26 protein-coding genes are annotated in these 26611 nt (G+C 69.5%); 7 read left to right on the top strand and 19 right to left on the bottom strand.

The genetic code is table 11. The features are described from left to right. Window positions 1–4: 4 nt before the first annotated feature. Window positions 5–1582 (top strand): hypothetical protein, encoded by a 1578-nt coding sequence (locus tag KYK13_RS12035; protein WP_223644213.1) that lies wholly within the window; start codon window positions 5–7, stop codon window positions 1580–1582. 64 nt (window positions 1583–1646) lie between these two features. Here the strand turns inward: KYK13_RS12035 and KYK13_RS12030 are convergent, their stop codons facing one another. The 6 genes from KYK13_RS12030 to KYK13_RS12005 form a co-directional block, all read right to left on the bottom strand. Beyond that, window positions 1647–2192, bottom strand: coding sequence for an ester cyclase (locus KYK13_RS12030; RefSeq protein ID WP_223644212.1), 546 nt, complete (start codon window positions 2190–2192; stop codon window positions 1647–1649). 59 nt (window positions 2193–2251) lie between these two features. After that, window positions 2252–3184, bottom strand: a complete 933-nt coding sequence (locus KYK13_RS12025) for a Xaa-Pro aminopeptidase (protein ID WP_223644211.1) — start codon at window positions 3182–3184, stop codon at window positions 2252–2254. 103 nt (window positions 3185–3287) lie between these two features. Then, the gene (locus KYK13_RS12020; protein ID WP_223644210.1) at window positions 3288–4073 is read right to left on the bottom strand and encodes a LytTR family DNA-binding domain-containing protein; all 786 of its coding nucleotides are present in this window, start codon (window positions 4071–4073) and stop codon (window positions 3288–3290) included. Further along, window positions 4070–5122 carry a sensor histidine kinase gene (locus tag KYK13_RS12015; RefSeq protein ID WP_223644209.1) on the bottom strand — a complete coding sequence of 351 codons (1053 nt, stop codon included), beginning with the start codon at window positions 5120–5122 and terminating at the stop codon, window positions 4070–4072. Before KYK13_RS12015 ends, KYK13_RS12020 begins: the two co-directional genes overlap by 4 nt. Before the next feature lie 84 nt (window positions 5123–5206). Continuing rightward, the gene (locus tag KYK13_RS12010; RefSeq protein WP_223646593.1) at window positions 5207–6637 is read right to left on the bottom strand and encodes an aldehyde dehydrogenase family protein; all 1431 of its coding nucleotides are present in this window, start codon (window positions 6635–6637) and stop codon (window positions 5207–5209) included. Between the two features lie 33 nt (window positions 6638–6670). Continuing rightward, window positions 6671–8302, bottom strand: a complete 1632-nt coding sequence (locus KYK13_RS12005; protein WP_223644208.1) for an acetolactate synthase large subunit — start codon at window positions 8300–8302, stop codon at window positions 6671–6673. A 101-nt stretch (window positions 8303–8403) separates the two neighbouring features. On the opposite strand from KYK13_RS12005, the gene KYK13_RS12000 reads away from it, so the two are divergent. Beyond that, the gene (locus KYK13_RS12000) at window positions 8404–9288 is read left to right on the top strand and encodes a LysR substrate-binding domain-containing protein (protein WP_223644207.1); all 885 of its coding nucleotides are present in this window, start codon (window positions 8404–8406) and stop codon (window positions 9286–9288) included. 3 nt (window positions 9289–9291) lie between these two features. Here the strand turns inward: KYK13_RS12000 and KYK13_RS11995 are convergent, their stop codons facing one another. Continuing rightward, entirely contained in the window at window positions 9292–9702 is a 411-nt protein-coding gene (locus KYK13_RS11995) for an MAPEG family protein (protein WP_223644206.1), read from the bottom strand. 128 nt (window positions 9703–9830) lie between these two features. On the opposite strand from KYK13_RS11995, the gene KYK13_RS11990 reads away from it, so the two are divergent. Beyond that, complete coding sequence (locus tag KYK13_RS11990) at window positions 9831–10424, top strand: biotin transporter BioY (protein WP_223644205.1); 594 nt, start codon at window positions 9831–9833, stop codon at window positions 10422–10424. Window positions 10425–10708: 284 nt separating this feature from the next. Next, a complete protein-coding gene (locus tag KYK13_RS11985) occupies window positions 10709–13063 on the top strand; it encodes a DNRLRE domain-containing protein (RefSeq protein WP_223644204.1) in 2355 nt (784 codons plus the stop codon). On the opposite strand, the gene KYK13_RS11980 is transcribed toward KYK13_RS11985, so the two are convergent. After that, a complete protein-coding gene (locus KYK13_RS11980) occupies window positions 13053–13526 on the bottom strand; it encodes a hypothetical protein (RefSeq protein WP_223644203.1) in 474 nt (157 codons plus the stop codon). The genes KYK13_RS11985 and KYK13_RS11980 overlap by 11 nt on opposite strands. A gap of 126 nt (window positions 13527–13652) precedes the next feature. Then, window positions 13653–13958, bottom strand: coding sequence for a hypothetical protein (locus tag KYK13_RS39290; RefSeq protein WP_370645412.1), 306 nt, complete (start codon window positions 13956–13958; stop codon window positions 13653–13655). 329 nt (window positions 13959–14287) lie between these two features. Between KYK13_RS39290 and KYK13_RS11975 the strand changes: the two genes are divergently transcribed. Then, entirely contained in the window at window positions 14288–15781 is a 1494-nt protein-coding gene (locus KYK13_RS11975; RefSeq protein WP_223644202.1) for a hypothetical protein, read from the top strand. 400 nt (window positions 15782–16181) lie between these two features. Here KYK13_RS11975 and KYK13_RS11970 read toward each other — a convergent pair whose 3' ends face one another. From KYK13_RS11970 to KYK13_RS11955, 4 genes are all read right to left on the bottom strand, one after another. Beyond that, the gene (locus tag KYK13_RS11970) at window positions 16182–17144 is read right to left on the bottom strand and encodes a hypothetical protein (protein ID WP_223644201.1); all 963 of its coding nucleotides are present in this window, start codon (window positions 17142–17144) and stop codon (window positions 16182–16184) included. Window positions 17145–17460: 316 nt separating this feature from the next. Beyond that, window positions 17461–18366 (bottom strand): GNAT family N-acetyltransferase, encoded by a 906-nt coding sequence (locus KYK13_RS11965; RefSeq protein WP_223644200.1) that lies wholly within the window; start codon window positions 18364–18366, stop codon window positions 17461–17463. 152 nt (window positions 18367–18518) lie between these two features. After that, window positions 18519–19565, bottom strand: coding sequence for an acyltransferase (locus KYK13_RS11960; protein WP_223644199.1), 1047 nt, complete (start codon window positions 19563–19565; stop codon window positions 18519–18521). A gap of 163 nt (window positions 19566–19728) precedes the next feature. Next, complete coding sequence (locus KYK13_RS11955; RefSeq protein ID WP_223644198.1) at window positions 19729–20679, bottom strand: GNAT family N-acetyltransferase; 951 nt, start codon at window positions 20677–20679, stop codon at window positions 19729–19731. A 291-nt stretch (window positions 20680–20970) separates the two neighbouring features. On the opposite strand from KYK13_RS11955, the gene KYK13_RS11950 reads away from it, so the two are divergent. Next, entirely contained in the window at window positions 20971–22419 is a 1449-nt protein-coding gene (locus tag KYK13_RS11950; RefSeq protein WP_223644197.1) for a M20 family peptidase, read from the top strand. 6 nt (window positions 22420–22425) lie between these two features. Here KYK13_RS11950 and KYK13_RS11945 read toward each other — a convergent pair whose 3' ends face one another. The 5 genes from KYK13_RS11945 to KYK13_RS11925 all read right to left on the bottom strand — a co-directional run bounded on the left by KYK13_RS11945 (window position 22426) and on the right by KYK13_RS11925 (window position 25230). Next, window positions 22426–23055: an HAD hydrolase-like protein gene (locus KYK13_RS11945; protein WP_223644196.1), complete on the bottom strand. Its 630-nt coding sequence runs from the start codon at window positions 23053–23055 to the stop codon at window positions 22426–22428. Between the two features lie 22 nt (window positions 23056–23077). Beyond that, window positions 23078–23650 (bottom strand): tRNA-uridine aminocarboxypropyltransferase, encoded by a 573-nt coding sequence (locus tag KYK13_RS11940; RefSeq protein ID WP_223644195.1) that lies wholly within the window; start codon window positions 23648–23650, stop codon window positions 23078–23080. A gap of 7 nt (window positions 23651–23657) precedes the next feature. Further along, window positions 23658–24377, bottom strand: coding sequence for a hypothetical protein (locus KYK13_RS11935; protein WP_223644194.1), 720 nt, complete (start codon window positions 24375–24377; stop codon window positions 23658–23660). Window positions 24378–24397: 20 nt separating this feature from the next. Further along, window positions 24398–24610, bottom strand: coding sequence for a hypothetical protein (locus KYK13_RS11930; protein WP_223644193.1), 213 nt, complete (start codon window positions 24608–24610; stop codon window positions 24398–24400). Between the two features lie 230 nt (window positions 24611–24840). Then, complete coding sequence (locus KYK13_RS11925) at window positions 24841–25230, bottom strand: helix-turn-helix domain-containing protein (protein WP_223644192.1); 390 nt, start codon at window positions 25228–25230, stop codon at window positions 24841–24843. A 90-nt stretch (window positions 25231–25320) separates the two neighbouring features. Here KYK13_RS11925 and KYK13_RS11920 point away from each other — a divergent pair, with 90 nt between their 5' ends. Then, entirely contained in the window at window positions 25321–25758 is a 438-nt protein-coding gene (locus tag KYK13_RS11920) for a DoxX family protein (protein WP_223644191.1), read from the top strand. Here KYK13_RS11920 and KYK13_RS11915 read toward each other — a convergent pair. After that, a complete protein-coding gene (locus KYK13_RS11915; RefSeq protein ID WP_223644190.1) occupies window positions 25739–26554 on the bottom strand; it encodes a metallophosphoesterase in 816 nt (271 codons plus the stop codon). The genes KYK13_RS11920 and KYK13_RS11915 overlap by 20 nt on opposite strands. Between the last annotated feature and the right edge of the window lie 57 nt (window positions 26555–26611).

The raw sequence follows: 26611 nt of genomic DNA, 5'->3' as shown, positions 1-26611 counted from the left end.
AGTCATGCGGCGGACGCTGTTGACCCTGACCCTGCTGGCTGGTGGACACGCGCTGGCGCAGGACAAGGCGAGCAGCGGACGCGCGGTGCGCATCTCGGGCGGCACGTGGACGGCGCTGGACGCAGCGACCGAGGCGGGGTTCCTCACGCAGTATCAGTACGCGCAGGGCGTGTCCGTCCTACCGACGCCGGACGGCCTCTGGCGGGAGACGCTGCCCTCGGGCGCGCTGGACGGCGCGGACCTGCTGTTGGTGGACGCGGCGGACGACAGCGCACGGGCGCTGGATGAAGGCGTCCCCCTGGCGGACGTCCTGCGACAGGTGGTGGGTTCCGGAGGCGAAGTGCTGAACCCGGGGACGGCGGACGGTGACGAAGCCCTCAAGCCGCAGGGCGCGCGGCTCGCGCTGGTGCTGCCCGCCGGCACGCTGGCGAAGCTGTTCCCCGAGGGGGGAGCGGCGAAGGTGGAGCCCCTGCTCCAGCTTCAGCCCCAGCGCGTGCTGGACGTCCGCCCGGAGTCCCCCTGCGAGGGCAAGTGCGGCGAGTGGCTCGAGGCCACGCAGGTCGTCGCCACGCCCATCGAGAGCGGCGCCGAGCTGCCGCTGCCGGAGCAGGTGCTCGCGAACAAGCCCCCGGCCACCGCGCCCCAGCCGATCCTCAACCGGGGCGGCGTGTGGATCGCCCCGGTCGCGGAGGCGGAGGCGGGGACGCTCGTGCGCGCGGAGGCCGGCTCCGGCGCGGACCTCTATCAGTGGACCGTCACCCATGCGGACGGCCAGCGTTGGTCCCTGGGCGTCACCACCACGAGCGCGGTGGAGTTCGCCCTGCCCGCGGAGCTGGCCGAAAGGGATGCGCTCACGCTGAGCGCCCTCGCCTTCAGCTGGGATGGCTTCCGCCAGACCTGGGCAGCGAAGCAGCTGCTGATGGTCGGTGGTGTCGGTGGTGGTGGTGGCGGCGGCGGCGGTGGTGGTGGCCTCAACTATGTGGGTGTCATCCCGAATGGCACGACCTGCCCGAACCCGGGGGACCTGCTCACCTTCCACATGGACGACGAGGATAAGAAGAACGCCAACTCGCGCGCGGGCTGGATTGGCGGCATCACCAGCACCGACAACACCACCTGGCGCTTCTGCCGCGTGGATGCATCCAAGTTCAAGCCGCTGTCGAAGGCCAGCATCCGCCAGAACCACTACGCGGTGCTGGCGCTGGGCTCGTGCCCGCCGGGTTCGGAAATGTTCTCGCGCTACTTCGACAACGAGGACAAGAACAACGCCAACTGGGCCAGGGCCAACTGGGTCTGGGCGCCCAATACCTCGGACCGCAACACCGGGCTCACCTTCTGCGTGTTCCGCGGCGCCGGCAGCGCTGTCACGACGATGAGTGACATGCCCAACCTGGGCTTCAGCTACGGCGTCTTCGCCGCGCCGGACTTCAGCAAGCAGCTGGCGACGGGCTGGGTGTACACGGACGACGAGGACAGCAACAACCAGAACAGCTACAACGATCCGTTCGGCCAGCTCGCGGACGTGTCCCGCATCATCACCGTGGGCCCGAACACCACGGTGCGTCTGGCGAAGGTCCGCTAGCACGCAGGCGGGCGATAAGGCGCGTGGGCCGGGGGGCTCACGCGCCCCTTCGCGCGAGGCCGCGTCAGTCGTTGAAGACGGGCGGGGTCGTCTGGGTGAGGATGGGCACGGGCTTGTCGCCGGACATCGCCAGGAGGCCCTTGAGGCACCGCGCGGCGAGCAGCCAGTTCTTCGGGTTCTTCATGTCGAGCCCGCCGACGAGCTGTTTGAGGATGCTGAGGGTGTCGAAGTAGACGCGCTCGCACACCAGCGTCTCGAACGCGTCGAAGATGAAGTACGCCGACATTCGCACGCGGAACGTGTTGCCGGTCGCGGGGATCCGTCCGAGCGGTCCCAGGTGGGTGCCCATGAGCCAGAACTCCACGATGACGGCGTCATCGCTGTGCCGCAACGAGATGATCTCGTGGTGCTGATCCGGGAAGGCCACGCGGGTGTCGCGGTAGTAGTCGCGCACCGCGCTGTTGCCGTCATGGACCGTCAGGGTGGGGATGAGCTCGTAATGCGGATGGGGGAAGGTGGACAGGACGGCGTCCCAGTCCTGTCTCACCTCGTCGTGGAAGTGGGCCAATACCAGCTTCTGTCGTGCCTTGCGGACCTGCTCTGTAAGCAATGACGGCCTCCCTGGACCGCCGCAGCTTACGGGCTCGGCCCCTGCGGGTGTACCTGCCCTCAGCGCCAGAGGCAGCGCGTGTCCAGGTGGTAGAAGTCCGAAGGCACGAACGGGTCCCACGTCTGCCGCACGAAGTAGAGCTGGCTCAGGTCGCGGCTCAGCATGGGGTGGAACTCGTCCTTCTCCGTGTTCACCGCCGGCCCCAGGTTCGCGGCGGGCGTCCAGCGGCCCGCGACGTTGAAGCTCACGTACAGGTCCCCCAGCCCGTAGCCTCCGGGGCGGTTGAGCGAGGCGAAGACGAGGACCCGCTCATCCGGGGACACCCAGGGGTTGTATTCCCACGAGTCGGGGCTGTTCACCGCGGGGCCCAGGTTCTCCGGCGCGGTGTAGTGATTGCCCTGGCGCCGGACGCGGTACATCTCGAAGTCCGTATCGAACGTGCCGCTCGCGAAGTAGACGGTCCCGTCGCGCGTCACGCTGGGGAACAGCTCCTCCCGCGGTGAGTTCACGAGCGGCCCCAGGTGCTCGGGCGTTCCCCAGCCGTCGCGGACGCGGTGCACGACCCAGAGGTCGGTGTCCGGCCGCTCGGCGCCTCCGCGCACGGGGCGGGTGGAGGAGAAGAAGAGGGACTGCTCATCCGGAGAGAGGAACGGATCCGAGTCCCTGTACGTGCCCGAGAACGACACCACCTCACCGGGCCCCCAGTGGCCGTTCTTCCGATGGGCCACGTAGATGGCCTGGTACGGCGGCGTGTCCGAGTCGACGTGGTAGTACGCCGTCTTCCCATCCGCGGACAGCGCGAGCCGGTACTCCGAGCGCTCCTCCAGGGAGATCTCCCCGGGCGCGAAGAGGCTGCCTCCCGGCTCGCACCGGGGCCGCGCCCCGGAAGCGAACTCCGCCTCCAGACTCTGGGCCCCGGCCGCACCGGACACCGCCACAGCGGAGACGGCGAGGAAGGCATTCATCGACCACTGCATGGCGAAACGACGCATGTGCATCTCCTTTGTTGAAGGCACCGTCGCCCGGCGGCGGCGAAGGGGTCCAAGGAGATGTGACGAACCGTGGAGGGTCAGGGACGAACGGTGGAACGCCGCTTCACGTCGACAGCTCGAGCGCGCGCTGCACCTGCGCGCGGTAGCTGCGGCCCGAGGTCAGCCGGGTGCCATCCCGCAGGACGAACACGTATTCGCCGGGAGGGAGCGGCTCCACCTCCTCGATGCGATCCAGCCGCACGATGAACGAGCGGTGCGCGCGCAGGAAATGCCTGGGGTCGAGCTTCTCCTCCAGCGCCGCCATCGTCTCGCGCGTGAGGTGCGACTGCTTCCCCACGTGCACGGCGACGTAGTTCCCCTCCGCCGTCAGGTAGTCGATGTCCTCCACCGGGAGGAAGCGCATGCGCCACCCCACCCGGGCCACGAGCCGCGTCACGTAGCGCGCGGGCGTGGCGGAGGGACGGGCGACGAGCGACTCCAGGCGTTCGAGCAGCGCCGCATCCAAGGACGACGGCACGGTCCGCCGCCGGTCGCGTGCGCGCTCCAGGCTCGAGCGGAAGCGCTCGCGGTCGAAGGGCTTGAGCAGGTAGTCAAGCGCGTTGGCCTCGAAGGCCTGCACCGCGAAGTCCCGGTGCGCCGTCACGAAGATGACCGCGGGCGCGGGGCCGGGAGGGAGCGCCCGGAGGACGCCGAAGCCGTCCGGCCCGGGCATCTCCACGTCCAGCAGCACGAGGTCCGGACGCTCGGAGCCGATGGCCGCGATGGCCTCATGGCCGTTGCGGCACTCCCCCACGAGTTGCATGTCGGGGGCCTCCGCCAGCAGGTCCTTCAGGCGCTGACGGGCGAGCGGCTCGTCGTCGACGATGAGCACGCGCAGGGTGGCACTCATGGCGAGGGCTCCGTGCGGAAGGGAATGGCGAGCGCCACCGTGGTGCCGCCGCCCACCGCGTCCCGGAGCTCCAGCCGGTGGGCACCGCCATAGAGCTGCACCAGGCGCTCGCGGGTGATGCGCAGGCCCAGGCCGCCGCGCACGCCCTGGGAGAGGTCCGCCGGGCGCTCCTTGAGGCCGACGCCGTCGTCGCGGACCTCCAGGTGGAGCTCGGCCCCCTCGCGCCGAGCCACCAGCGTCACCGTCCCCGGCTCCGAGCCCGGCGCGATTCCGTGCTGGATGGCGTTCTCCACGAGCGGCTGGAGGACGAGGTGCGGGACATGGGCCGCGAGCGCGTCCCGCGCGATGTCGTGCTTCACCGTGAGCCGGTCCGCGAAGCGCACCCCCTGGATGTCCAGGTACGGCTGCAGCGAGCGCAGCTCCTCCTGGAGCGACACCTCCTCCGTGCCCGCGGCTTCGAGCGTGCCTCGGAGCAGGTCGCTCAGCCGCGCGATCATCCGCTCGCTGCCATTCGGGTCGCGATGCACGAGCGCGGAGATGGTGTTCAGCGTGTTGAAGAGGAAGTGGGGATGGAGCTGGGCCTTGAGCGCGTGCAGCTGCGCGCGGGCCAGCTGGGTGTCCCGCAGCCGCAGCTGGTCCGCGTAGTAGACGGCGTGGGCCACGCCGAGCACCGTCAGATAGACGAACGGGTTGGAGAGCAGCGCGTGTTCGAGCACGTCCAGGAAGGGGGGACGCTCCGCGTACCAGCCGACCCAGGGGTCCAGGGAGAAGATGAGCGCCGCGCGGATGAACGAGACCGCGAGCGCTCCGGCCACGTGGAGCGCGACCCGCGACGTCACGTGCCGCCGCTCCAGCGGGAAACGCAGCCCGAGCTCGAGGATGGCCATGGTGAGGGGCACCCAGAGGACGTCGGCCACCATCGACGTGAGCAGCGCATGGCCCCAGTCCATCCCGCCCACGGAGTGGGACTCGCTCGCGACCGCCAGACCGGCCAGCGTCCAATAGGCGGATGCGATCGCCCAGCCCTGCCAGGTTCCACGTCGTGCCATGGCGCTTCACTCTACGCCCGGCCGGGCCACACCGCCCCTTCGTCGTGACGCGGATGCGCCGGCCCTTCCGGGAAAGGTGGGGGGCTACTGACGGAGCACCAGCAGCCGCAGCTCCGTCATGTCCTCCATGGCGTACTTCACGCCCTCGCGGCCCAGCCCGGAGCCCTTCACGCCGCCGTAGGGCATGGTGTCCACCCGGAAGCTGGGCACGTCACCGACGACGACACCGCCCACCTCCAGCGCGTCCCAGGCCCGCATCGCCCGCGACAGGTCCTGCGTGAAGAGGCCCGCCTGCAAGCCATAACGGCTGTCATTCACCCGATGCAGTGCCTCGTCGAAGTCGCGGAACGGCTGGAGCAGAACGACCGGGCCGAAGGCCTCCTCCGCGCACAGCGATGCATCCTCCGGGACTCCTTCCAAGACAGTGGCCTCCAGCAGCGCGCCGCGCCGCCCTCCTCCCGTCAGCACCCGGGCGCCCCGCGCCACGGCCTGCTGAATCCAGCCCTCCAGCCGCCGCGCCGCGGGCTCGTCAATCATGGGCCCGAGCGTGGTGGCTTCATCCCGGGGATTGCCCGCGCGCAGGGCCTTCGCCCTCGCGACGATTCGCTCCTTCAGCGCTTCGTACAGCGACTCGTGCGCGAAGACGCGCTGCACGGAGATGCAGCTCTGGCCCGCCTGGAAGAAGGCTCCCTGCGCGATGCGGTCCGCGACGAAGTCCAGGCGCCCGGCCTGGTCCGCGTCCACCACGCACGCCGCGTTGCCGCCCAGCTCCAGCACCACCTTCTTGCGGCCGGCGCGGGCCTTCAAATCCCAGCCCACCTTCTCCGAACCGGTGAACGACAAGAGCTTCAACCGGTCGTCCTCGATGAAGGGCCTCACGTCCTCCAGGCGCGTGGGCAGCACGGAGAAGGCGCCTCCGGGCAGCGCCGTCTCCGCGAGGACCTCCGCCATGAGCAAGGCGCTCACGGGGGTGCGGTCCGACGGCTTGAGGACGAAGGGGCAACCCGCGGCGATGGCGGGCGCCACCTTGTGCGCCACCAGGTTGAGCGGGAAGTTGAACGGCGTGATGAACGAGCACGGCCCCACTGGCACGCGCTGCGTGAAGCCCCGGTAGCCCGCCGTGCGCGCGGACACCTCCAGGTTGAGGACCTCGCCGCCACCGCGCACCGCCTCCTCGGCCGCCGCCTTGAAGGTCTCGATGAGGCGCGTCACCTCCGCCCGCGCGTCGCGCAGGGGCTTGCCCGCCTCGAGGCAGAGGGCGAGCGCGAACTCCTCCGCCCGCTCCTGGAAGCGGCGCACGCAGTGCTCCAGCACCTGCTGCCGGGCGTAGGGCGCGAGCTTCCGCATCGGCTCCGCCGCTCGCACCGCCGCGGCGATGGCCTCCTCCACGGCGGCCGCGTCCGCGACAGCCACGTGCGTGACGACCTCTCCCGAATACTTGTCGGTGACGGCCATGTCCGCGTTGGGCTGCCTCGGGCGGTTGGCCAGATAGTAGGGATAGCGTTCAGCCAGCATGGGGTTCCTCGCTTTCATGTGTCTGTCCATGGCTCACGACGCCACCAGGGGTCCGGCACCGAGCGCCCGCGCGGTGTCCGCATAGTCGATGGGCAGGTCGATGACGTGCACGCCGCCCGACTCCAGGCAGCGCGTGAGCGTGGCGCCGAACTCGGTGGCGCTCGCCGGACGGTGGCCTCGTGCGCCGTAGGCCTCCGCGTAGCGGACGAAGTCCGGGTTGCCCAACGCCATTCCAAAGTCAGGCAGGCCCATCTCCTCCTGTTTCCAGCGGATCATCCCGTAGCCGTCGTCGCGCACCACGACCACGGTCAGGTCGAGCTTCAGGCGCACCGCCGTCTCCAGCTCCTGCGAGTTCATCATGAACCCGCCGTCACCGCAGACGGCCACCACCTTGCGGCGGGGGTGCACGAGCTTCGCCGCGATGGCGGACGGCAGACCCGCGCCCATCGTCGCGAGCGCGTTGTCGAGCAGCAGCGTGTTGGGCCGGCGGCAGCGGTAGTAGCGGGCGAACCACAGCTTGTACATGCCGTTGTCCAGGCACACGATGCCGTCGTCCGGCATGGCGCGGCGCACCTCCGCGACGAGCCGCGCGGGATAGATGGGGAAGCGGTCGTCCGCGGCGCCGCTGACGAACTGCGCGTCCAGCCCCGCCCGCGACTGCTCGAAGGGCGTGAAGTCCCAGTGCGAGCGCTGCCCCACGCCCTCCGCGATGCGCCATACGGCGTTCGCCAGGTCTCCCGTCACCTGCACCTGCGGGAAGTACACGGGGTCGACCTCCGCGGAGGAGAAGTTCAGGTGGATGACCGTGCGGCGGCCGTCGCGCATGACGAACGGGGGCTTTTCGATGACGTCATGGCCCACGTTGAGGATGCAGTCCGAGGCCTCGATGGCGCGGTGGACGAAGTCGCCGTCGGACAGCGCCGCGGTCCCCATCCACAGCGGGTGCGTTTCATCCACTACGCCCTTGCCCATCTGCGTGCTGAAGAAGGGCAGGCCCACGCGGTCCACGAAGGCGCGGAGCATCTCCGACGTCAGCTTGCGGTTGGCCCCCGCGCCAATCATCAGCAGCGGACGGCGGGCCGCGGCGAGCGTCTCCACCGCCTGGGCGATGGATGCCTCGTCCGCCACCGGCCGTCGCGGGGCGCCCGGCGACAGGGGCACGGCCTCCGTGGACTCGCGCGCCACGTCCTCGGGCAGCTCCAGGTGGGTGGCGCCCGGGCGCTCCTCTTCCGCGCGGCGGAAGGCCTCACGGACCGACGAGGGCACATGCTCCGCGGAGACGAGCGTGCGCGTGGACTTGGTGAGCGGCCGCATCATCCCGACGACGTCGACGATCTGGAAGTGTCCCTGCTTGCTCACCTTGATGGGCTTCTGGCCGGTGAGCATCACCATGGGCATGGCGCCGAGCTGCGCGTACGCGGCGGCGGTGACCAGGTTGGTGGCCCCCGGCCCCAGCGTCGCCAGACACACGCCCGCGCGTCCGGTGAGCCTGCCCTGCGTGGCGGCCATGAACCCGGCCGCCTGCTCGTGGCGCGTGACGACGAGGCGCATGCCCGCGGTGCGCATGGACTCGATGAGGTCCAGGTTCTCCTCGCCGGGCAATCCGTAGACACAGCGCACGCCCTCGGCTTCGAGCGACTTCACGAACAGATCCGATGCCTTCATGGGTGCCTCTCCTCCGGTGACGAGGAAGATGTACCCAGGGGCTTCGATGCGTACATTCGTCTGTTTTCATCGGCCCGATAGATGTCATCTATGATGCCCGCATGGAGCTGCGCCACCTCCGCTACTTCTCCGCCGTCGCCGACGCGCTGCACTTCGGGCGCGCCGCGCGGCGGCTGCACGTCTCCCAGCCCACGCTGTCGCATCAGATCCACCAGTTGGAGGAGGAGGTCGGCACGCCGCTCTTCGAGAGGGCACGCACGGGGGTGCGGCTCACGCAGGCGGGGGAGCTGTTCCGTACCTATGCCTCGCGCGCGCTGGAGGACGTGAACGCGGGGCTGTCCGCGGTGGGCGCGCTGCGGGGGCTCGCCACGGGGGCGCTGCGCGTGGGCTATCCCCCGAGCATGCGCGGCCTCGTGGTGCCGGCGCTGACGGCGGTGCTCCGCAGACACCCCGGGCTGGCGCTGAGCGCCCAGGAGGCCGTGGTCCGGAAGCTGGAGCGGCAACTGGCGGCGGGAAGGCTGGACGTGGGCCTGGGCTATGCCCCCGCGCGCCTGTCGGACCTGGACACGGAGCCCGTCTTCGACAGCCGGCTCGCGCTCGTCGTCGCTCGGGGCCATGCGCTGGCGGGCGCGGAGTCCGTGGGCGTGAAGCAGCTGGCGGAGGAACCGTTCGCGCTGCTGTCACGCGGCCTGCGGGTGCGCGCCCGCGTGGACGCGCACTTCGCGGCGATGCGGTTCGCGCCGCACGTCGCTTTGGAGTCGAACGCGGTGGCGACCGTGCTGGCCATCGTCCGCGCGGGACTCGCCGTCACGGTGCTTCCGGAGCCGCGGCTCGCGGACGCGGAGCGGCTGGTGGTGAAGCGGCTGTCCCCCGCGCCCCGCTCGGAGCTGGCCGCGCTCCTCTGGCGAAAGGGCGCCCCCCGCACGCCCGCGGCGGAGCTGTTCGCGGCGGAGGTCCGGGCCCGCGCGAAGGAGGACGCAGGCTGAAACTCAGCCCCAGGGCCGCAGCCAGAGCACCCACCCCGCCAATCCCAGTTGCACGGCCAGGGTCAGCACCGCGCCCGCCGCCTGAACGGGGCTTCCCCTGAGCATCCCGAAGGCATGCGCCATGCGTGCGACGAGCAGCGCACCGCCGAAGACATGGAGCGCCGTCGAGTTCCCACCGCTCAGCTCCGCCAACAGCAGCAGGAGGAGCGTCAGCGGAACCTGTTCAATGTTGTTTCCATGCGCGCGGATGGCGGCAATCAGGCCGGGGTTGCCTCCGTCGCCCCGGAACACCTGATGCTTCGTCCGGACCCGGCTGACGTTGGCGGAAAGCCCAATCGTGAGGAAGGCATTGAGCGCGGCGTAGAGCGACGTCACCGAGACCAGGGAGAGCGTGCCGAGCAGGGGATTCGTCAAAGCAGAAGCCTCCGACCACGAGAAGGCTGGGACGGTAGCCGTTTCACGAAGTCCGTGCGCGCGCCACGCGCTTCCCTCCGGACACCGGCAGCCTTGCACCGGCATACGTCCTCGCCGAGCATCGGCCCGTGGCTTCCCTCCCCCCGGCTTCGCCTCCTCGTGTCTTGTCGGATCACTTCGCGCGGACGCGCGCCCAGGAGGGTGCGCTCGTCCTGGGCGCGGCGCTGTTCACCGCGCTGCTCGCCCAGGTCGCCGTCTCCGTGCCCGGTTCGCCGGTGCCCATCACGGGCCAGACGCTCGCGGTCGTCCTGACGGCGGCGGCGCTCGGGCCGGGACGGGGCCTGGCCGCACAGGCCGCCTATCTCCTGCTGGGGGCGGTGGGCCTGCCCTTCTTCGCGAAGGGGGCAAGCGGCTGGGGAGCGCTCATCGGGCCCACGGGCGGATTCCTCGTGGGCTTCCTCCCCGCGGCGGTCCTCGTAGGACTCGCGGCCCGCCACGGGTACGACCGGCGGTGGTGGACGGCGGGCCCGCTCTTTCTCGCGGGCCAGCTCCTCATCCTGGCCATCGGCGTGTCCTGGCTGAAGGTGAAGACCGGGCTCGACTTCGCCACGAGCATCCAGAAGGGCTTTGTTCCCTTCATTCCCGGGGGCCTGCTCAAGGCCGCCATCGCGGGCCTGCTCATGCCCTTCGGCTGGACGCGGGTCCGGCCTCGCGCGACCTGACGCGGCGGACGGCGCAAGGACAGGTCAACCGCTGTCACCGGACGGCCCTGGCGAATCCTTGCAAGCCTGGCGGCCCATGACACCGGCGCCCGCTGGACATGCCCGCGAGCGTGCCGGTTCTGGCACGTTCCTCCCCGCCGCGAGCGCCGTCACGAGGCACGATGCCGCGTAAGCGCTGGAAGTCACGGCGGAACTGGCGCCTTCCGAGCCATGGCGCGGGCGTTGCTCAAGGGGTTCACGTCGCGCCGGAACGGACCGGCGCGCGTACCCTCGAGTGCCCTTTCATGCATCTCGTATCCTTGTGGAAGCAGTCCCTGCGCTCCCTGCTCATCGCACCGCTCGTGGTGGGGCTCGTCCCTGGCTGTGATGGCGCCCAGGCACCGCCGGAGCCGGCCCCATCGACGCAGGTCCGGGCCGCGCCCCTGCTCACGCCTCCCACGCCCAAGCAGATCATCCTGGAGCCCGAGGCGGACACGTACGTCCAGGCCGCCAACCCGAACACGAACTTCGGCACCGCCCAGAGCCTGTGGGTCGACTCGAGCAAGCAGGAGACCTACCTGCGCTTCAACCTGGGGGCCATTCCGGCCGGCTCGCACATCGCCTCGGTCATGCTGCAGGCCCTGTCCTTCAATGGCTCCTCCGCGGGCGGTGACGGCAGCGTCTATACGCAGCTGGTGCCGGACGACACGTGGAGCGAGACCGGCATGACCTGGAACAACCGCCCCGCGGTGACCGGCGACCGGCTGGGCTCCTGGTGGCTCTGGAACCCCAACACCACGCCCAAACCCTTGCAGGTGGGCGTCAACTTCAGCCCGAAGCTCACGCCCCCCGTGCAGCAGGCCTTGGACTCGGATGGGCTCATCTCCTTCCGGTTGATGTCACCGGGCTACCACACGGTGTATCGCTCACGTGAGCACGGCGTCGCCAGCGAGCGGCCCAAGCTCATCATCAACTACTTCGAGCCCGGGGATCCGCAGGTGACGACCGACCTCCAGGTCGTGGCCCTCTACCCGATGGCGGACGCGCAGGTCGTCGCGAGCAGCCCCACCACCAACTACGGCAAGTCGATGAGCCTGACCGTCGACCGGACGGCGGCGGAGACCTTCCTCCGCTTCGGCCTGGGCAGCGTCCCGGTCAACGCGCAGGTGGTCTCCGTCTCCCTGGTGGCCACGTCCAACGACGGCTACGCCTATGACGACGCGGACGGCAACGTCTACACGCGGCTCGTCTCGGACAACGCGTGGAGCGAGGCCGGCATCACCTGGAACAACAAGCCGGCCGCCTCCAGCGACGACCTGGGCTCCTGGCTGCTGTGGAACCGCAATGGGCAATACACGACACAGGTAGGCATCAACTCGAGCCCGAAGCTGGTGGCGCCCGTGCAGCAGGCGCTGGAGTCGGACGGGATGATCTCCCTGCGGCTGGATTCGCCAGGATACCGGACGCTGTATCACTCGCGCGAGTACACGAACACGGAGGCCCGCTGGCCCCAATTGCTGGTCTCCTACTTCATCCCGCCCCCCTGCCCCACGCCCGAGGTCTCCGCGCCCACGCAGGTGGTCCTGGAGCCGGAGGCGGACACGTACGTCGAGGCCGCCAACCCGAACACGAACTTCGGCGCCGCCCAGAGCCTGTGGGTCGACTCGGGCAAGCAGGAGACCTACCTGCGCTTCAACCTGGGCAGCATTCCCGCGGGCTCGCATATCGCCTCGGTCCGGCTGGAGGCCCTGTCCTTCAATGGCTCCTCGGCGGGCGGCGACGGCAGCGTCTATGCGCACCTGGTGCCGGACGACACCTGGAGCGAGACGGGCATGACGTGGAACACCCGGCCCCCGGTGAATGGGAGCGACCTGGGCTCCTGGTGGCTCTGGAACCCCAACACCACGCCCAAACCCTTGCAGCTGGGCGTCAACTACGACCCGAAGCTGAAGGCGCCCGTGCAGCAGGCGTTGGACTCGGATGGGCTCATCTCCTTCCGGCTGCGGTCGCCGGGCTATCACACGGTGTATCGCTCGCGTGAATACAGCGTCGCCAGTGAGCGGCCCCGGCTGGTCGTCAGCTACTTCGGGCCCGCGGATCCGCAGGTGACCTCGCACCTGGTGGCGGCGTCCTTCCTCCCGGTGGCGGACACGTCCGTGTGGTTCAGCAACCCGAACCTGAACGCGGGCACGTCCATCGCGCTGACCGTGGACCGGGCCGACGCGGAGAGCTTCCTGCGCTTCGACCTGTCGGCCCTTCCGCCCAACGTCCAGGTGGCCTCTGTCGTCCTGGCGACCACGTCCTCGGGTGGAGATTCCACCGCCGGCGCGGACACCCATGTCTACACGCGGTGGGTCCCCAACAATACCTGGAGCGAGACGGGCCTCACCTGGAACACCAAGCCGTCCGCGTTCAGCTGCGAGCTTGGCTCCTGGCAGTTCCCGAACCGGCCCGTGCCGTACACCACGCAGGCAGGCGTCAATGCGAGCCCGCTGCTGGTGCCCATCGTCCAGGAGGCGCTGTCCATGAATGGGCTGGTTTCCCTCCGGCTCGACTCTCCGGGAAGCCGCTCGGTGTATGACTCGCGCCAGTACCCGAACACCGCGGCCCGCCAGCCGCTGCTGATCGTCTACTACTCCCTCCCCACGCTCACGCCGTGACGTGAGGACCGCCGGCCGCCACGGCGTTGCAGCCCGCCAGGGTGCAGTCCGTCACATCTCCGAAGAAGCGCCCCTGCACGAGCTGCCAGCCGAAGGGCAAGGCCAGGTGGCCGCACAGCGAGGCCAGCCGCAGCGCGAGCGGCGTCACGCCCACGACGTACATCATCAGCACCCCGAACCAGAACGGGCCCGTGGGCTTGTGCATCCAGACGTGCGCGGCCCACCCGTGCCGGATGTCGCTCGGATAGAGCGGATCCTTGTAGATGTGCGGCGTGAAGAACGTGTCGTGCGTGCCGCGCGCGGCGGCCTGATGTATCGCCTCGTCCCAGTTGAAGATGGCGGGATGGCCCAGTTGCGGCGCGAGCTGCGCGAGCCCCCACACCACGAGCGCCACGGCCAGCAGGCCGTCGAGCCTCGTCCGGAAGGGGTCAGGGGACTGGGCACGCTGGACGGGGGCGCTCATGAGGAAGGGGCGGAGCCCACCACCCAGGTGGTGGGGCCGCAAGCAACCCCGCGTCTGACCGCTATGCGCGGAAGTGACGCGGCGGCCTCTCGCAAGCCGCATGGTGGTACCCCAGAGCGCCCAGCATCACCGAGGCCATGAGCGACGCATCGCCCACTTCCCATCGCGATGACCCACCTGGGCACGAACGAGCCCATCGCCGCGCTGAAGCCCTGCGTGTACGTCCTGAACGCGCCGCTGCGCAGGATGCGCCGGACCGGCACCCGCGGGGCGAGGCCCTCCGGCAGGGTGTGTCTCAGGCCGGCACGGGAAGGCATGGAGCATGGCCGCCGTCGCCAGGACGCCGAGCGTGACGAAGAGGGCCCGCCATCCCAGGTGCTGCGCTAGCAGGGCCCCGGCGATGGGGCCCTGCGCGGGAACGAAGGCCAGCATGCCGCTGAACAGGCTGTAGATGACGGCGCCTTCGGGCCGCTCCGCATAGACAGACATCCCGGACGGTGGAGGAACATCTGAAATTGGAAAGCTCATTTCCTCCAGCCTCCCTTCTGTCCCGGAGTTGACCCCTGACCTTCGGGGCCCATTAGCGAACTCCGACGCGCGTCCGACCATCCCAAGCTTCGGGCCGGGGAGGAGCGGACATGCGAGCAACGAGTGGATGTGCCCTGGTGTGGCTGGGATTGGCCGGGTGTGGGGTTCTCCCAGATATCCCAGATAAAGGAGTCGAAACTCGCGAGGTCACCGCGCAGGCATGTCCCGCCGGGGTGGCCTCGCGCGTCAAGGTCGTGGTTCCTCCAGGGTCTGGCTCCTCGGTCAACGGTCCCTACCCGGAGTCCCTGGTCGACGTGCAGGGGACGCTCTACTTCGCCACCACCCTCGTCGACCGCAGCGCGGTTTTGTGGCGCAGCAATGGCACCGAGGCCGGCACCGTCCCGGTGAAGTCGTTTCCACCCGCCGCCGTGGGCGACCCGCGGATGACCGGCCTGGTTCCCGTGGGAAACAAGGTCTTCTTCCGGCTCGAGGATCCCGGCACCGGGAGGGAGCTGTGGATCAGCGACGGCACCGGCGCGGGGACACACCTCGTCAAGGACGTGACGCCCGGTCCCGAAGGTACCCGGTTCGCGTTCACCGCCGCGCAGAGCGGGCAGCTGACCTTCATCCGGGAGTGGGCGTTCGCGCCCGGCAATCCCCAGGTCGAGGTGTGGCGCTCGAACGGAACCGCAGCGGGCACGGTGCAGGTGGCGAACTTCGGCACCCTCGGGAAGCTCCACTCCCCTTCGATGTTGGGCAACACCCTGCTCTTCTTCCTGGAGACGCCCGACACTGGCACCTCGCTGTGGCGCTTGGACGGGACCGAGGCGGGCCCCCTGCACCTGGGGACCTTCGGTCCCCTCGCGACCGACCGATACACGTCGTTCGAGGTGGGCAATGCCCGGCTCTTCTTCGTCAACACGCCCGGGCAGGGTACCGACCTGTGGCGCACCGATGGCACCCCGGCCGGCACCTCCTGGGTGAAGAAGCTGGATGCGCAGGCGGTTCCCATCACACAGACGGGCTTCGCCGGGAACCTGGGCCTGTTCCTTTTGATGGACGGCCCCAACACCGAGGTCTGGAAGACGGATGGCACGCCGGGAGGCACCGTCCGCCTGGAGACGTTCGGCAAGTTCGTCCAACTGCTCGGTGCGCTGAACACGTCTGTCTATCTGTATTCGATGGACCCCAGCACGAAGCGGCTGCGCATCGAAAGTGTCTCCCTCGCGGGAGGAGGCAAGACCTCCGTCACGACCCTCCCCAATCCCTATGCGGACCAGGAGGACGCGTACCCGGGTGTGCAGCGGATCGCGACCTCCGGCGGGAAGCTCTACTTCTCCGTGGCCATTGGCACCTCGGGCCCGGCGCCACGGGAGGTGTCGCTGTGGGCGTCGAATGGAACGGCGGCGGGGACCGTCCAGCTCTCCCACACGCTGAGCACGAGCGACGAATACGCCTCCCCGCTGTTCCCCACGGGCACGGGCCCCGTCATCTTCGTCGCCTCGAAGAGCGGCTCGGGCATCGAGCCCTGGTTCACCCAGGGGAGCGCGGCTACCACCGGACAGCTTGCGGAGATCCGCCCCGGAGTGGGCTCCTCCAACCCCGATGGTTTCACCCGCATCGGCAACCGCATCTACTTCCGCGCCGCCGACGACACGAACTCCTTCCAGCTGTGGTCCATGCCCGCCAGCTTCTCCTGCCCCGCGGGCCTGGCCGAAGCGAAGTAGCCCGCCGCGTGCCCGCGCCCCGGGAGAAGCCCCCAGGGCGCGGCGCCTCGCGCATCGCCCCCGACGCCCGGGACGCGCCGCGTGAGCGGAATCACCTGGTCGTCCCGGACACGGGCGGCGAGGAGCAGGCCGTCCGTGTCATGCAGCAGTCTGAGCCGGAGCGAAGAAACCACGGGGCCGCCCCAGGCTCGCACACCGTACACGCGGGCCGGGGGAGATGATGGACGGTCCCCTTTGCCTCCACCCAGGCCGTGCACCACGCGCCGTCATCCAACGCGCCGCTCTTCACGGGCACGATTGTCAGACATCCCCGTGCCGAGCACGCGCCCTGGGGCGGCGTCTGCAGCGACGCGGGCTGCTCGGGGCTCGTGCAAGCCGCGCGGGCCTTGCGAACGTTGGGTCACTTCAGCAGCCCGGTCCACCATCGCAAGGAGTACGCCCCAAACTCCCCGCCGAGAGACACGAACTGAACCAAGGTCCCATCGCGAGTCAGCCGCAGACTCGAGGACTGACACGGCGGCTCCACCGGTGGGAGCACCACCTCGCCACAGCGTTCTCCGCTTCGCGCGTGCACCACCATGAAGTTCTTGCAACCGTTTTCCGAATCGGAACGCACCAGTCCGTACCCCCTTCCTTGCCGTATTGGCGAGACGCTGAACCCGGGCTGCACGGCGAGCCACGGCGGGGCGAGCCGCAGCTCCTTGTGGAACGGCGTGAGGCGCCCCACCCAGGCACCTCCTGACCTCAGTCCGAGTTCACCGTTCAGCAGGGGCTCCATACGGAAGTACGACCCGCTCGGCATCTTCTCCACCACCACGAAGGGGGGGCCGACCGCGGTGCCCCCTGGCCGGAACCAGCGCGCGGACCACTGGCTGCCATTGTGCGTCTCGCTGGAGTCGAAGAGCACCAGCGCCGAGTCAACCTGGCTCGACGCCACGTCAGCCCATGGCGGGTAGGGACCGGCGCCACTCGCGATGAAGAGGGGGGCCGCGGACTGCTCCCCCTCCCTGTCCAAGGTGAGCACGTCGATTCGCCACCGTCCCTCGGAGGGCCGATAGGCGCGGAGAAGCAGCGACCCCTGGCCGCCTCGGGGAATCACATCCGTCACCCGGTCCAGGTCCACCGGCTTCGGAATCAAGGTGCCATTGGGGGTCATCACATGCAGGACCCTCGTCGGGTCGCTGTCCGAGCGCGGGCCCAGCAGGTGGAAACCTTGGTCCTGCGCAATCAGGCGCCACTGCCGGGGAAGGTCGTAAAAGGTCTTCACCAGCCCACCGCTCGGCCCAAGCAACTCCAGCCGATGGCTCTCCGTGACGGAGTTGGCGAACTCCAACAGCACATTGCCCTCTCCGTCGACTTCCATGCGCAAGCGCTCATCACTGTCAGCCGCACCGGTAGTCCCCGTGGGGGGCCCCATGGGGCCAGGAAGGAGCCCCTCGCAACCCGCCGGCGCTCCCTCCGCCTCCGCATCGGCCTCCATGGCTGGCGACAAGCCCCCCGGTGACTGCGCTTCCGCGTCCGCCACGCGACACGCCAGACACCATATCCCCGCCACCAACACCGCTCTCATGCCACGCATGCGCTAGCCTCTCATTCCCTGGCGGCAAAGAAAGTCACCCGCTGCGCACCGCTCCTGCACTCGGCCGTCCTCCGAAGGAGCCAGTGCGGCGCGCCGTCGCTCAGCCCTGGGGCGCGCGATACGCCGGGAAGAAGCCCGTGTCGCGGCCCGCGGAGAGCCGTGCATACACCGACGGTTCACAGATGAACTCGTGGGTGTAGAGATGGGAGCTCGCGTTCCCGAAGCTCCGCTTGAAGCGCTCCAGCCCGTCGCCCGGGCGCACGCCGCCGCCCAGATGCAACGGCAGCCCCAGCTGCTTGCTGAGCCCCAGCAGCGACTCGAACACGGTGTTCTTGGCGGGGGAACGCGGCAGGTACACATCCGCCGTCCCGCCCAGATAGTGATGCAGCACGCCGTCGCTGACGACCGCGACTCCCGACGAGGCGATGACGCCATCCGGCGCACGCGTCGTCGCGAGCCATGCCACCGGCGAGGAGAACAGGTCCTCGAAGTACGCGTCGGAGAAGAAGTACCGCGCGTGTGCCCTGTCGCGAACCATGGTCTGCCGGTAGACCTCCTTGAAGCCCTCGCGCTCCTCGCGCGAGGCCTCACGCGCCGGGCCGCAGGTGCTCACGAAGCCCAGCCGGGTGTTGCGGCGCATCTGCCGGCGGGCCTCCGCCTGGAACACCACAGGGCGCTGGGAGTCGATGAAGAACACCTCGTTGCGCTTCGTCGCGCCCGTGAAGCAGCGAGGGCCGGTGACGCGGTCGCGCACGAAGAGGCTGACGAGCCCGGTGTCCGTCCAGTCCACGGCGTCCCTCGACACCTCCCTCAACCCATCCAGCCGGCCGCCGGGAAATCCGTAGGGTGAGATGGCATCGTGATACGGCGTCCCTTCGATGGGCCTCACGATGAGCGGCACGCGCAGCGCGCGTCCCGCCGCGTCCTCGATGAGCAAGGTGTGTGTCGTGCCCTCGGCCCGCAGGTGGTGCGGGGAGCGGAAGTAGTCCTCCGACAAGGTGGACATTCCCCCGTCGGGCACCAGGACGGCGCGGCATTGCTTCAGGCCCGGAGATGAGATTCGCAACGCTTCGGAGGGGTTCAACATGGGGGCGCAGCCTTTCCATGAGCGATGCAGGACCCGCCGCGCCCCTGCTCCAGCGCGGAGTGCGGAGGCTCTCAAGCGAGGTGTGGCGGGAGCGCCGCCTGGGCCGCTGTCTTCCGCCGCCACTGACGGAAGACGCGCAGCGCGGGCTGCTCGACGCGATAGGTGATGAGGATGGCCAGCAGGAAGCCGGCCGTCATCGCGACCGCGATGGCCGCGTCGGGACGCCAGCCCGCGGCCTCGAGCCTCCGGATGATGACGTAACCGATGTTCTGGTGGACCAGGTAGAACGGGTAGGAGATGAACCCCATGAAGAGCAGCGGGCGCCACGTGAGCCAGCGCAGCCAGCCCCGTGACAACGCATAGGCAAGCGCCAGGACCCCGCCGAACACGGGGGCCGGCGCCTCGCTCCCCACCAGCACCTCGTGAGCGAAACTGACGCCCACGAGCACCAGCCCGGACGGGAGGGAGACCTCGCCGCGGCTGTGCTTGAGGGCCAGCATTCCCAGCGCGAAGTATTGCAGGTGCGGCCGGCTCGCGAGGCGCGCGAGGAACGTCATGCCCGCGGCCTGGGCCGCCAGCTCCGCCAGCGTCTGCGCCACGACGAGCACGATGAAGACGGAGATGACCCTGGGCAGCAGCCGCGCGGACGCGAGCACGAACATCAGCAGGTAGAAGGACAGCTCGATGGTCAGCGTCCAATACACGGTGTCGACATGCGGGATGCGCAGGAGCTCGTGAAACATGGTCAGGTTGACCAGGGCCGTCTGGAGGCTGAACTCGCGCTCCGGCAGTCCGAAGAGCGTCACCACCGTGAAGGTGAGCGCGACGGACGTCCAATAGGACGGATAGAGCCGGACCGCGCGGCTCCACATGAAGTCCCGGACCCGCTCGACGCGCTCCAGCGACATCAGGATGACGAAGCCGCTGATGGCGAAGAAGAGCTGCACCCCGTACTTGCCGAACCGCATCTCCCAGAGGGAACCGGAGTGCCCGTAGAGGTCGCTGTACTCAGCCGTGAAGTGATACAGCGCGACCGCCAGCGCGGCGATGCCTCGGAGCGCGTCCAATTCCACCAGGCGCGGGGGGCTGGCCTCCGGAGCGACAAGAATGCGGGTCATCCGGGTCTACCTTCCTGGACTTCTCCGGTCGACACCCCCGGAGCAAGTCGCACGGTAGGGATCCTCCCGGCCTTCTCACCATGCTCCCTTCAGTCGCGGGCACGTGTCGGGCTGTCGGCACGAACCCGCCCTCGCGTGGGAGGGAGCCTGTCCCGCGGTCTCCTCAATTGCCGGGCGCGCGGTAGACCGGGAAGAAGCCGTTGGCCGTACGGCCTTGCGACAACTCGGCATACACCGCCGGATCGCAGATGAGTTCATGGGTGTGGAGGTGGGAGCTCGCGTTCGAGAGGCTCCGCTTGAACTGCTCCAGGGTGTCACCCGGCTGGAGGCCTCCGCCCAGATTGAGCGGAACCCCCAGCTGTGTGCAGAGTTCCACCAGCGTTCCAAAGACATTCTTCGCTGGCGAGCGCATCAGGTGCGCATCCACCGTTCCCCCCAGGTAGTAGTGCAGCATGCCGTCGCTGCTGACGCACAGCGCGGCGGAGGCCACGGCTCCGTCGGGGGCATGCGCCGCCACCAGCCAGGCGCACGGCGCGGCAAACAACTCGTCGAAATACGCATCGGAGAAGAAGTAGCGGGGGCTCGCCCCTTCCCGAACCATGGTCTGCCGGTAGGCGGTCTGGAATCCCTCCCGCTCCTCGCGCGAGGCCGCGTGCGCCTCGCACGCGTGGCTCACGTAGCCCAGCCGGAGGTTGCGCCGGATGTGCCGGCAATGCATCGCGCGGAACTCGACGGGCATGCGCGGGTCGATGAAGAACACCTCGTTGCGCTCCGTTCCGTCCGCGAAGCACCGGGGCCCCATGACGCGGTCCCGCACGAAGATGCTGACGAGCTCCGTCCCCCGCCAGTCCACGGTCTCCTTTGGCACCTCCTGGAGGCCGGCCATCACACCGCCGGGAAATCCATAGGGTGAGATGGCGTCACGGTATGACGTCCCCTCGATGGACCGCACGATGAGCGGCACCCGCTGCGTGTTCCCCGCGCCGTCCTCGACGACCAGCGTATGCGTCACCCGTTCGGCTCGCAGGTGGTGCGCGGAACGAAAATAGTCCTCCGACAGCGCCAGCGTCCCCTCGTCCGGGACGAGCACGGCCCGCGTTCGCATCATCCCCATGGCTGCCCCCGCTCCGGCCCACATCCGTGGCGCCCCCCCAACCCACAAAGCCCTCCATGGTGCGAGGCGAATCCAGACGAAACGATGCCGGCCCGCCAGGATCGCCATGAACGTCTTTCATGAATGGCTTTGCGGCTGCAAAGTAGCCCGCCAGGCTCCGCCCTGGAGCCGCACTCCGGGACCAGCTGGATGGTGGATTCCTGGCGGCGCAGTGCCCGGGTCCGGCAGTGGGCGTGGCGCGTCACGCCAGCTGCTACGCTCGGCTGACTCCTCTCCGGGATTCCTCCACCGATGAAGCGCGTCCTCCTCGTCCTGCTGACACCCATCCTGCTGCTCGCGGGCGTCCTCGTGGCCCGCACGCTGCGCTTCGATTCACGGCAGGTGCCCGCCGAGCCCGCGGCCCCCTTCCCGGTGGATGCCACGGCGGCCTCGGAGCGCCTCGCCGAGGCGCTGCGACACAGAACCATCGCCGCCTCCGACGGCGTGAGCGCGGACGACGCGGCCTTTCAGGCGCTGCATGCCCGGTTCGTCACCTGGTTTCCCCGCGTGCACGCGCAGCTGGTGCACGAGACCGTGGGCGTGCATTCGCACCTCTACACCTGGAAGGGTTCCGAGTCCGGCCTGGCGCCCGTGCTGCTGATGGGGCACCTGGACGTGGTGCCCGCGGAGGCGGAGGCCACCTGGAGCCACCCGCCCTTCGGCGGCACCGTGGCGGATGGCTACGTGTACGGGCGCGGGGCGCTGGACGACAAGGGCAGCGTGCTGGCCATCCTCGAAGCCGTGGAGGGCCTGCTCGCCGAGGGCTACGCGCCCCGCCGCACGGTGATGCTCGCCTTCGGCGCGGACGAGGAGGTGGGCGGGCACGACGGCGCCGCTCGCGTGGCCGCGCTGCTGCGCGAGCGGGGCGTGCGCCTGGAGTCGGTGCTGGACGAGGGAGGCCCCATTGGCGTGGGGCTGGTGCCCGGCGTGGCCGCGCCCGTGGCCCTGGTGGGCGTGGCGGAGAAGGGCTCCGGGCGCGTGGAGCTGACGGTGCGGAGCACGGGCGGACACGCCTCCATGCCGCCCCCGCAGACGGCCGCGAACACCCTGGCCCAGGCGCTCGTGCGGCTGGAGGACAACCCCTTCCCTCCCGCGCTGCGAGGCGGGACGCGGGCGCTCTTCGAGTCCGTGGGGCCGGAGATGGGCTTCGGCATGCGCCTGCTCTTCGCCAACACCTGGCTCTTCGCCCCCCTCCTCGAGCGGCGGATGGCCGCGTCCCCCTCCACGAACGCCAGCATCCGCACCACCCTCGCGGCCACCATGCTCGAAGCGAGCCCCAAGCCCAACGTGCTGCCCGCGCAGGCGCGCGCGGTGCTCAACGTCCGCCTCCTGCCGGGCGACAGCCTGGAGGACGTGCGCGACCACGTGCGGAAGGTGGTGGAGGACGAGCGCGTGGAGATTGCCGTGGAGGGTGATGAGGCCTCGCCGGTGTCGCGCCTGGACACGGAGGGTTGGCGGCAATTGCAACGCACCATCCGGCAGGTGTTCCCGGACGTGCTGGTGGGGCCCTTCCTCACCGTGGCGGCCACCGACGCCCGCTACTTCCATCCGCTGAGCGACAGCGTCTACCGCTTCGTGCCGGTGCGGCTGAACCGGGAGGACCTCACGCGGATGCACGGCCGCGACGAGCGGCTCTCCGTGGAGGAGCACGCCGCCGCCATCCGCTTCTATGCGCAGTACCTGCGCAACACCACGCGCTGAGCGCGCCTACGCCGCGACGGCCTGCAGCAGCTCCTCGATGCGGGTGAGGACGACCGTGGGCGCGCGCGAGCGCAGCAGCGCCTCCGTCGCGTAGCCCCAGGTCACCGCGGCGGTGGCGATGCCCTCGGCCGCCGCGGCCTCGATGTCGCGCACCTCGTCTCCCACGGAGAGGGCCTCGTGGGCACGCACGCCCGCGGCCTTCAACACCTTGCGGAACTTCGCGCGCTTGCTGAAGAGGCCCGCGCCACAGGCGTAGTGGCGGATGCGCTCGGAGGCAACCGGCCCGAGCACCCGCCGGATGTTCGCTTCCGCGTTGGAGCTCACCACGGCCAGGGTGAGGCCCCGCGCCTGCAATTGCTCCAGCATCGCCTCCACGCCCGGGAAGAGCGGGATGCGGTGCGCGTCACGCGCCGCGAGCTTGCGCACGTGCGCGGCGATGAAGGGCAGCTTCCACATGGGCACGCCCAGCGTCGCGAGCAGGGCCCGGTGGTCCTGGCCGCGCAGCGACTCCAGCTCCTCCGCGCTGACGCCGCGGAAGCCGTAGCGCCGGGCCACCTCGTTGAAGATGCCGCGAAACCAGTCCGCGCTGTCCGCGAGCGTCCCGTCGAAGTCGAAGATGATCAGCCGGTAGGCCATGGGTGCTCTCACTTCGCGGGCCTCAGTTCAGCGTCCCGCAGTCGGCGATGCGCTGCACCCGGAGTGACGCGAGCCGCACCAGGGGGGCCGCCACCTCCGGCCCTTCCAGCAGGGCCACCGCGCGGGCGACGGCGTCCAGGGTGGACATCCCGGAGGGATGCGAGGGCTCGCGGAGCCGGAGCAGCCCGGGCTCCGGCGGAGGCAACACCAGCCGGGGGAGCGCCCGCAGCTCGGAGAGCCGCTGGGTCATCCTCCGCGCCTGCGACCAGTTCGCGTCCAGCACCACCACCTGCCTGGGTGGAGGCGCGTCCGGCCGCGCGGGGGCGCCATCCGGGAAGAGCAACCACGTCCCCGGCTCGGTGAGCGCCTCCATGTCGAAGGTCTCCGCCATGGAGCCGTGGATGAGCAGCTTCGAGTTCGCGAGGGCGTGCGCGGCCACGCCTCCGGTGTTGCTCCGCTTCGAGACCTCCATCACGTGCTGGAGGAAGACGAACCGGGTCCGGGTCTCCACCCGGGGAATCTCCGCGCACAGGCACAGGTGCTTCGCCAGGTTGCAGCGCGAACAGCGGGGGGGACGGGCAGCACGGGGAGGCATCCTCCCGTCATCCTGGGCCGGTCCCCGCGTGAAGAGAAGCACTCGTTGCCGGGGAGCCGGCCACCGGGCCCACGGCGGGTGGCACGGTGCCCGGGCCCTGCTTCTTCCTGCGCGCCAGCTCTCGCGCGCCCAGGAACCCCCTGACGAGCACCGCGAAGATGAGGGCGCGGACGATGAGCCAGATCACGATGGAGACCCCCGGTCCGTCCTTCGCCATCAGCTTCGTGTAGGCCGTGGAGAGGCTGTCGGCGGCGAAGAACAGGACGGCCACCAGCGCCGCCGCGCGAGAGCGCTTGAACATGAAGAAGCCCAGGACGGCCCCGCAGCCTCCCATCAGGAGGGTGACCAGGGAGACCGGAAGCTGCTTCTTCAGGTTGTTCGTGATGACGAACGAGACCATCGCGGCCCCCGTGGTGAGGGCCGCCATCGTGTAGAGCATGTACGTCGCGGAACGGGCCTGCTGCACGGGGTCCGTGGAGCTTTCAGGCAGCGGCACGCCGTTGCGCCTCACCCGCAGCTCCGTGGCGACGACGTGGACGAGCTGGACGTGCAGCACGCTCCCATCCGGCAGCGTGAACTCCACCCCCTGTTCCAGTTGGAGCGGGTCCGCCACCGAGCCCACCGGCTGGCCCTCCAATTCGATTTGGAGGTCCCGCCAGTCGTCGCGCCAGAACACCTTCAGGCTCCGGGGTCCCCCCTCCTCCAACGCCAGATTCATCACACCCATCGACGAACTCCTGCCCCAGCTCAGAGGAAGTGATTGTAGAGGCCCAGCCAGAGAAGAAAGAGCATCACCACGTGGAACCACCCCACGTTGCGAGCGATCACCGCCGGCTCGTGTCCGGACACGGGCGCCTGGCCCGCCTCGATGGCGTTGAGCTCCTTCTGCCCCAGCACCAGGCCGACGATGCCAGGAACGAAGCCGCAGAAGCCCACGGTGGCGAACACCAATGCGAGCACCGCCCGCCCGGAGGGCTTCTCGGCCCGGCTCAACACATGGCAGTCGGGACACAACCCGGTCTTCCCGGGCCCCTTGCGGCACAGGACACACTTGAAAGTCCCACACCGGGTGCAGGTTCCTTCCGCGAGCGTTTCAGGATGTCTGGGACAAAGAGCTGCGGGCGCTGCGTCCATCCCATGGCCATATCATTTTCACGGGACGCCACGGAACCCCACCCCGGGATGAAGGTTCACTTCGCCCGGTGGCTGCGTTCGAAGGCCTCGCGGGCGCGTTCCATCTCCGGGCGGTGCTTCTGCGCCCACATCGCCAGGGCGGACACGGGTTCGAGCAGCGTGCGTCCCAATCGGGTGAGCGCGTAGTCCACGCTCGGCGGCGTCGTCGGGTGCACGGTGCGCGTCAGGAGCCCGTCCCGCTCCAGGTTGCGCAGCGTGAGGGTCAGCATGCGCTGGGAGATGCCTTCGATGGCGCGCTTGAGGTCGCTGAAGCGCACAGGGCCCTCGCCCAGGTTGACGATGACCATCACGCTCCACTTGTCCCCGACGAGGCTGAGGATTTCGCGCGTGGCGACGCAGTCGTCGTCGTAGCGCCCGGTCATCTTTCCGTGCCCAGGTGACTTCAATGTGCCTCCTTGTCCAGCCTCCGCACGGTATGCCAGAGAGACATGGTCACAAACCGTAACCAAGCACACGGAAGTAACCATGGAGCCACGATGAATCCGCCCTCTCCTGCCGTCAGCGCCGGCGCGAAGTCCTCCAAGGGCCTTCACGTTGGGCTGTGGATCGTCCAGGCCCTGTTGGGCATCACCTTCGTCGGCTCAGGCCTGTGGAAGGCCTTCACGCCCCTGCCGGAGCTCGCCGCGATGATTCCCTGGGCGGGTCAGGTGCCTGCCGCGTTCCTGTATTTCATTGCGTTCGTCGACGTGGCGGGCGGGCTGGGCGTCGTCCTGCCCTCGCTGACGCGGATCAAGCCGGGGCTGACGGTCCTCGCCGCCCTGGGGTGCGCGCTGCTTCAACTGAGCGCCATCGTCTTCCATTTCTCTCGCGGCGAAGCGGCGAACACGCCTTTCAACTTCTTCCTCGTCGCGCTGTCGCTCTTCGTCTCCTGGGGACGCCGCGCTGGCGCTCCCATCAAGCCCCGGCACGCCTGAGGATCACCGCGTGCGCGTCCACGTTGAGGACCTGGGTCCCGCTCGCGAGCGTGACGAGGGGCACGTCCCAATGACAGTGGCCGCAGATGACGACGAGCTTGCTCCAGGGCTCCACGGCCTCGCGGATGACGGGGTTGCCGCGCAGCCCCTTCTCCGGAGCGTCCGGGCCTTCGTGGAGGACCAGCACCTCCGGCTCCTCGAGCAACACGGATTCCAGCCGTTCCAGTTGGGCGGACTGCTCGCGCCGGTTGAGCTTGTCCGGGCGCCCGATGATGTAGCTCACCCCGCCCACTGGAAGTCCGTCCGGAGTGACGACGCCGCCATCCAACAGCTCGCGTCCGGATTCGAGGAAGAAGCGCTCGCGTTCCTGGTCACGGCCGAAGGTGTCGTGATTTCCCGCCACGCCGACGACCCAGCGGAAGTTCCGGGTGAAGGCGCTCCAGACGCTCCGCACGTCACCAGACGCGCCGCGTTCGTCCGCGGTGTCGTTGGAGTAGAGGTCTCCCGCCAGGAGGATGCCGGTGCGGCTCGCGGGGGGCAGGTCTCCTGCCTCGCCCATCATCGCCAGTTCATCCGCCAGGACCTCTCCCAGGAGCGCCGCGGCGCAGTCCTGCGCGGCATGCGGTGCCATCCCCTGGAGGTCCGACAGCGCAATGAGCGCATCGAGTTCGTTCGGGAGGGTGTCCACCCAGCCGCTCAGCAAGGGGAGCCGCTCCGGGCGGCTGCCCCCGCGTGGCGCCGCGTTCAGGTACCACCACTCATGCAGGGGCTTCTCATCGACAGAGAGGATTCGCATGCGCCCCGGACGAGACCTGCCCGTGGGGCTGACATGGGCCGGGGCCTTGCGCCCCGG

It is taken from the genome of Corallococcus sp. EGB, assembly GCF_019968905.1.
Classification (GTDB): Bacteria; Myxococcota; Myxococcia; order Myxococcales; family Myxococcaceae; genus Corallococcus.
This window is presented reverse-complemented; position numbering and strand designations above follow the sequence as displayed.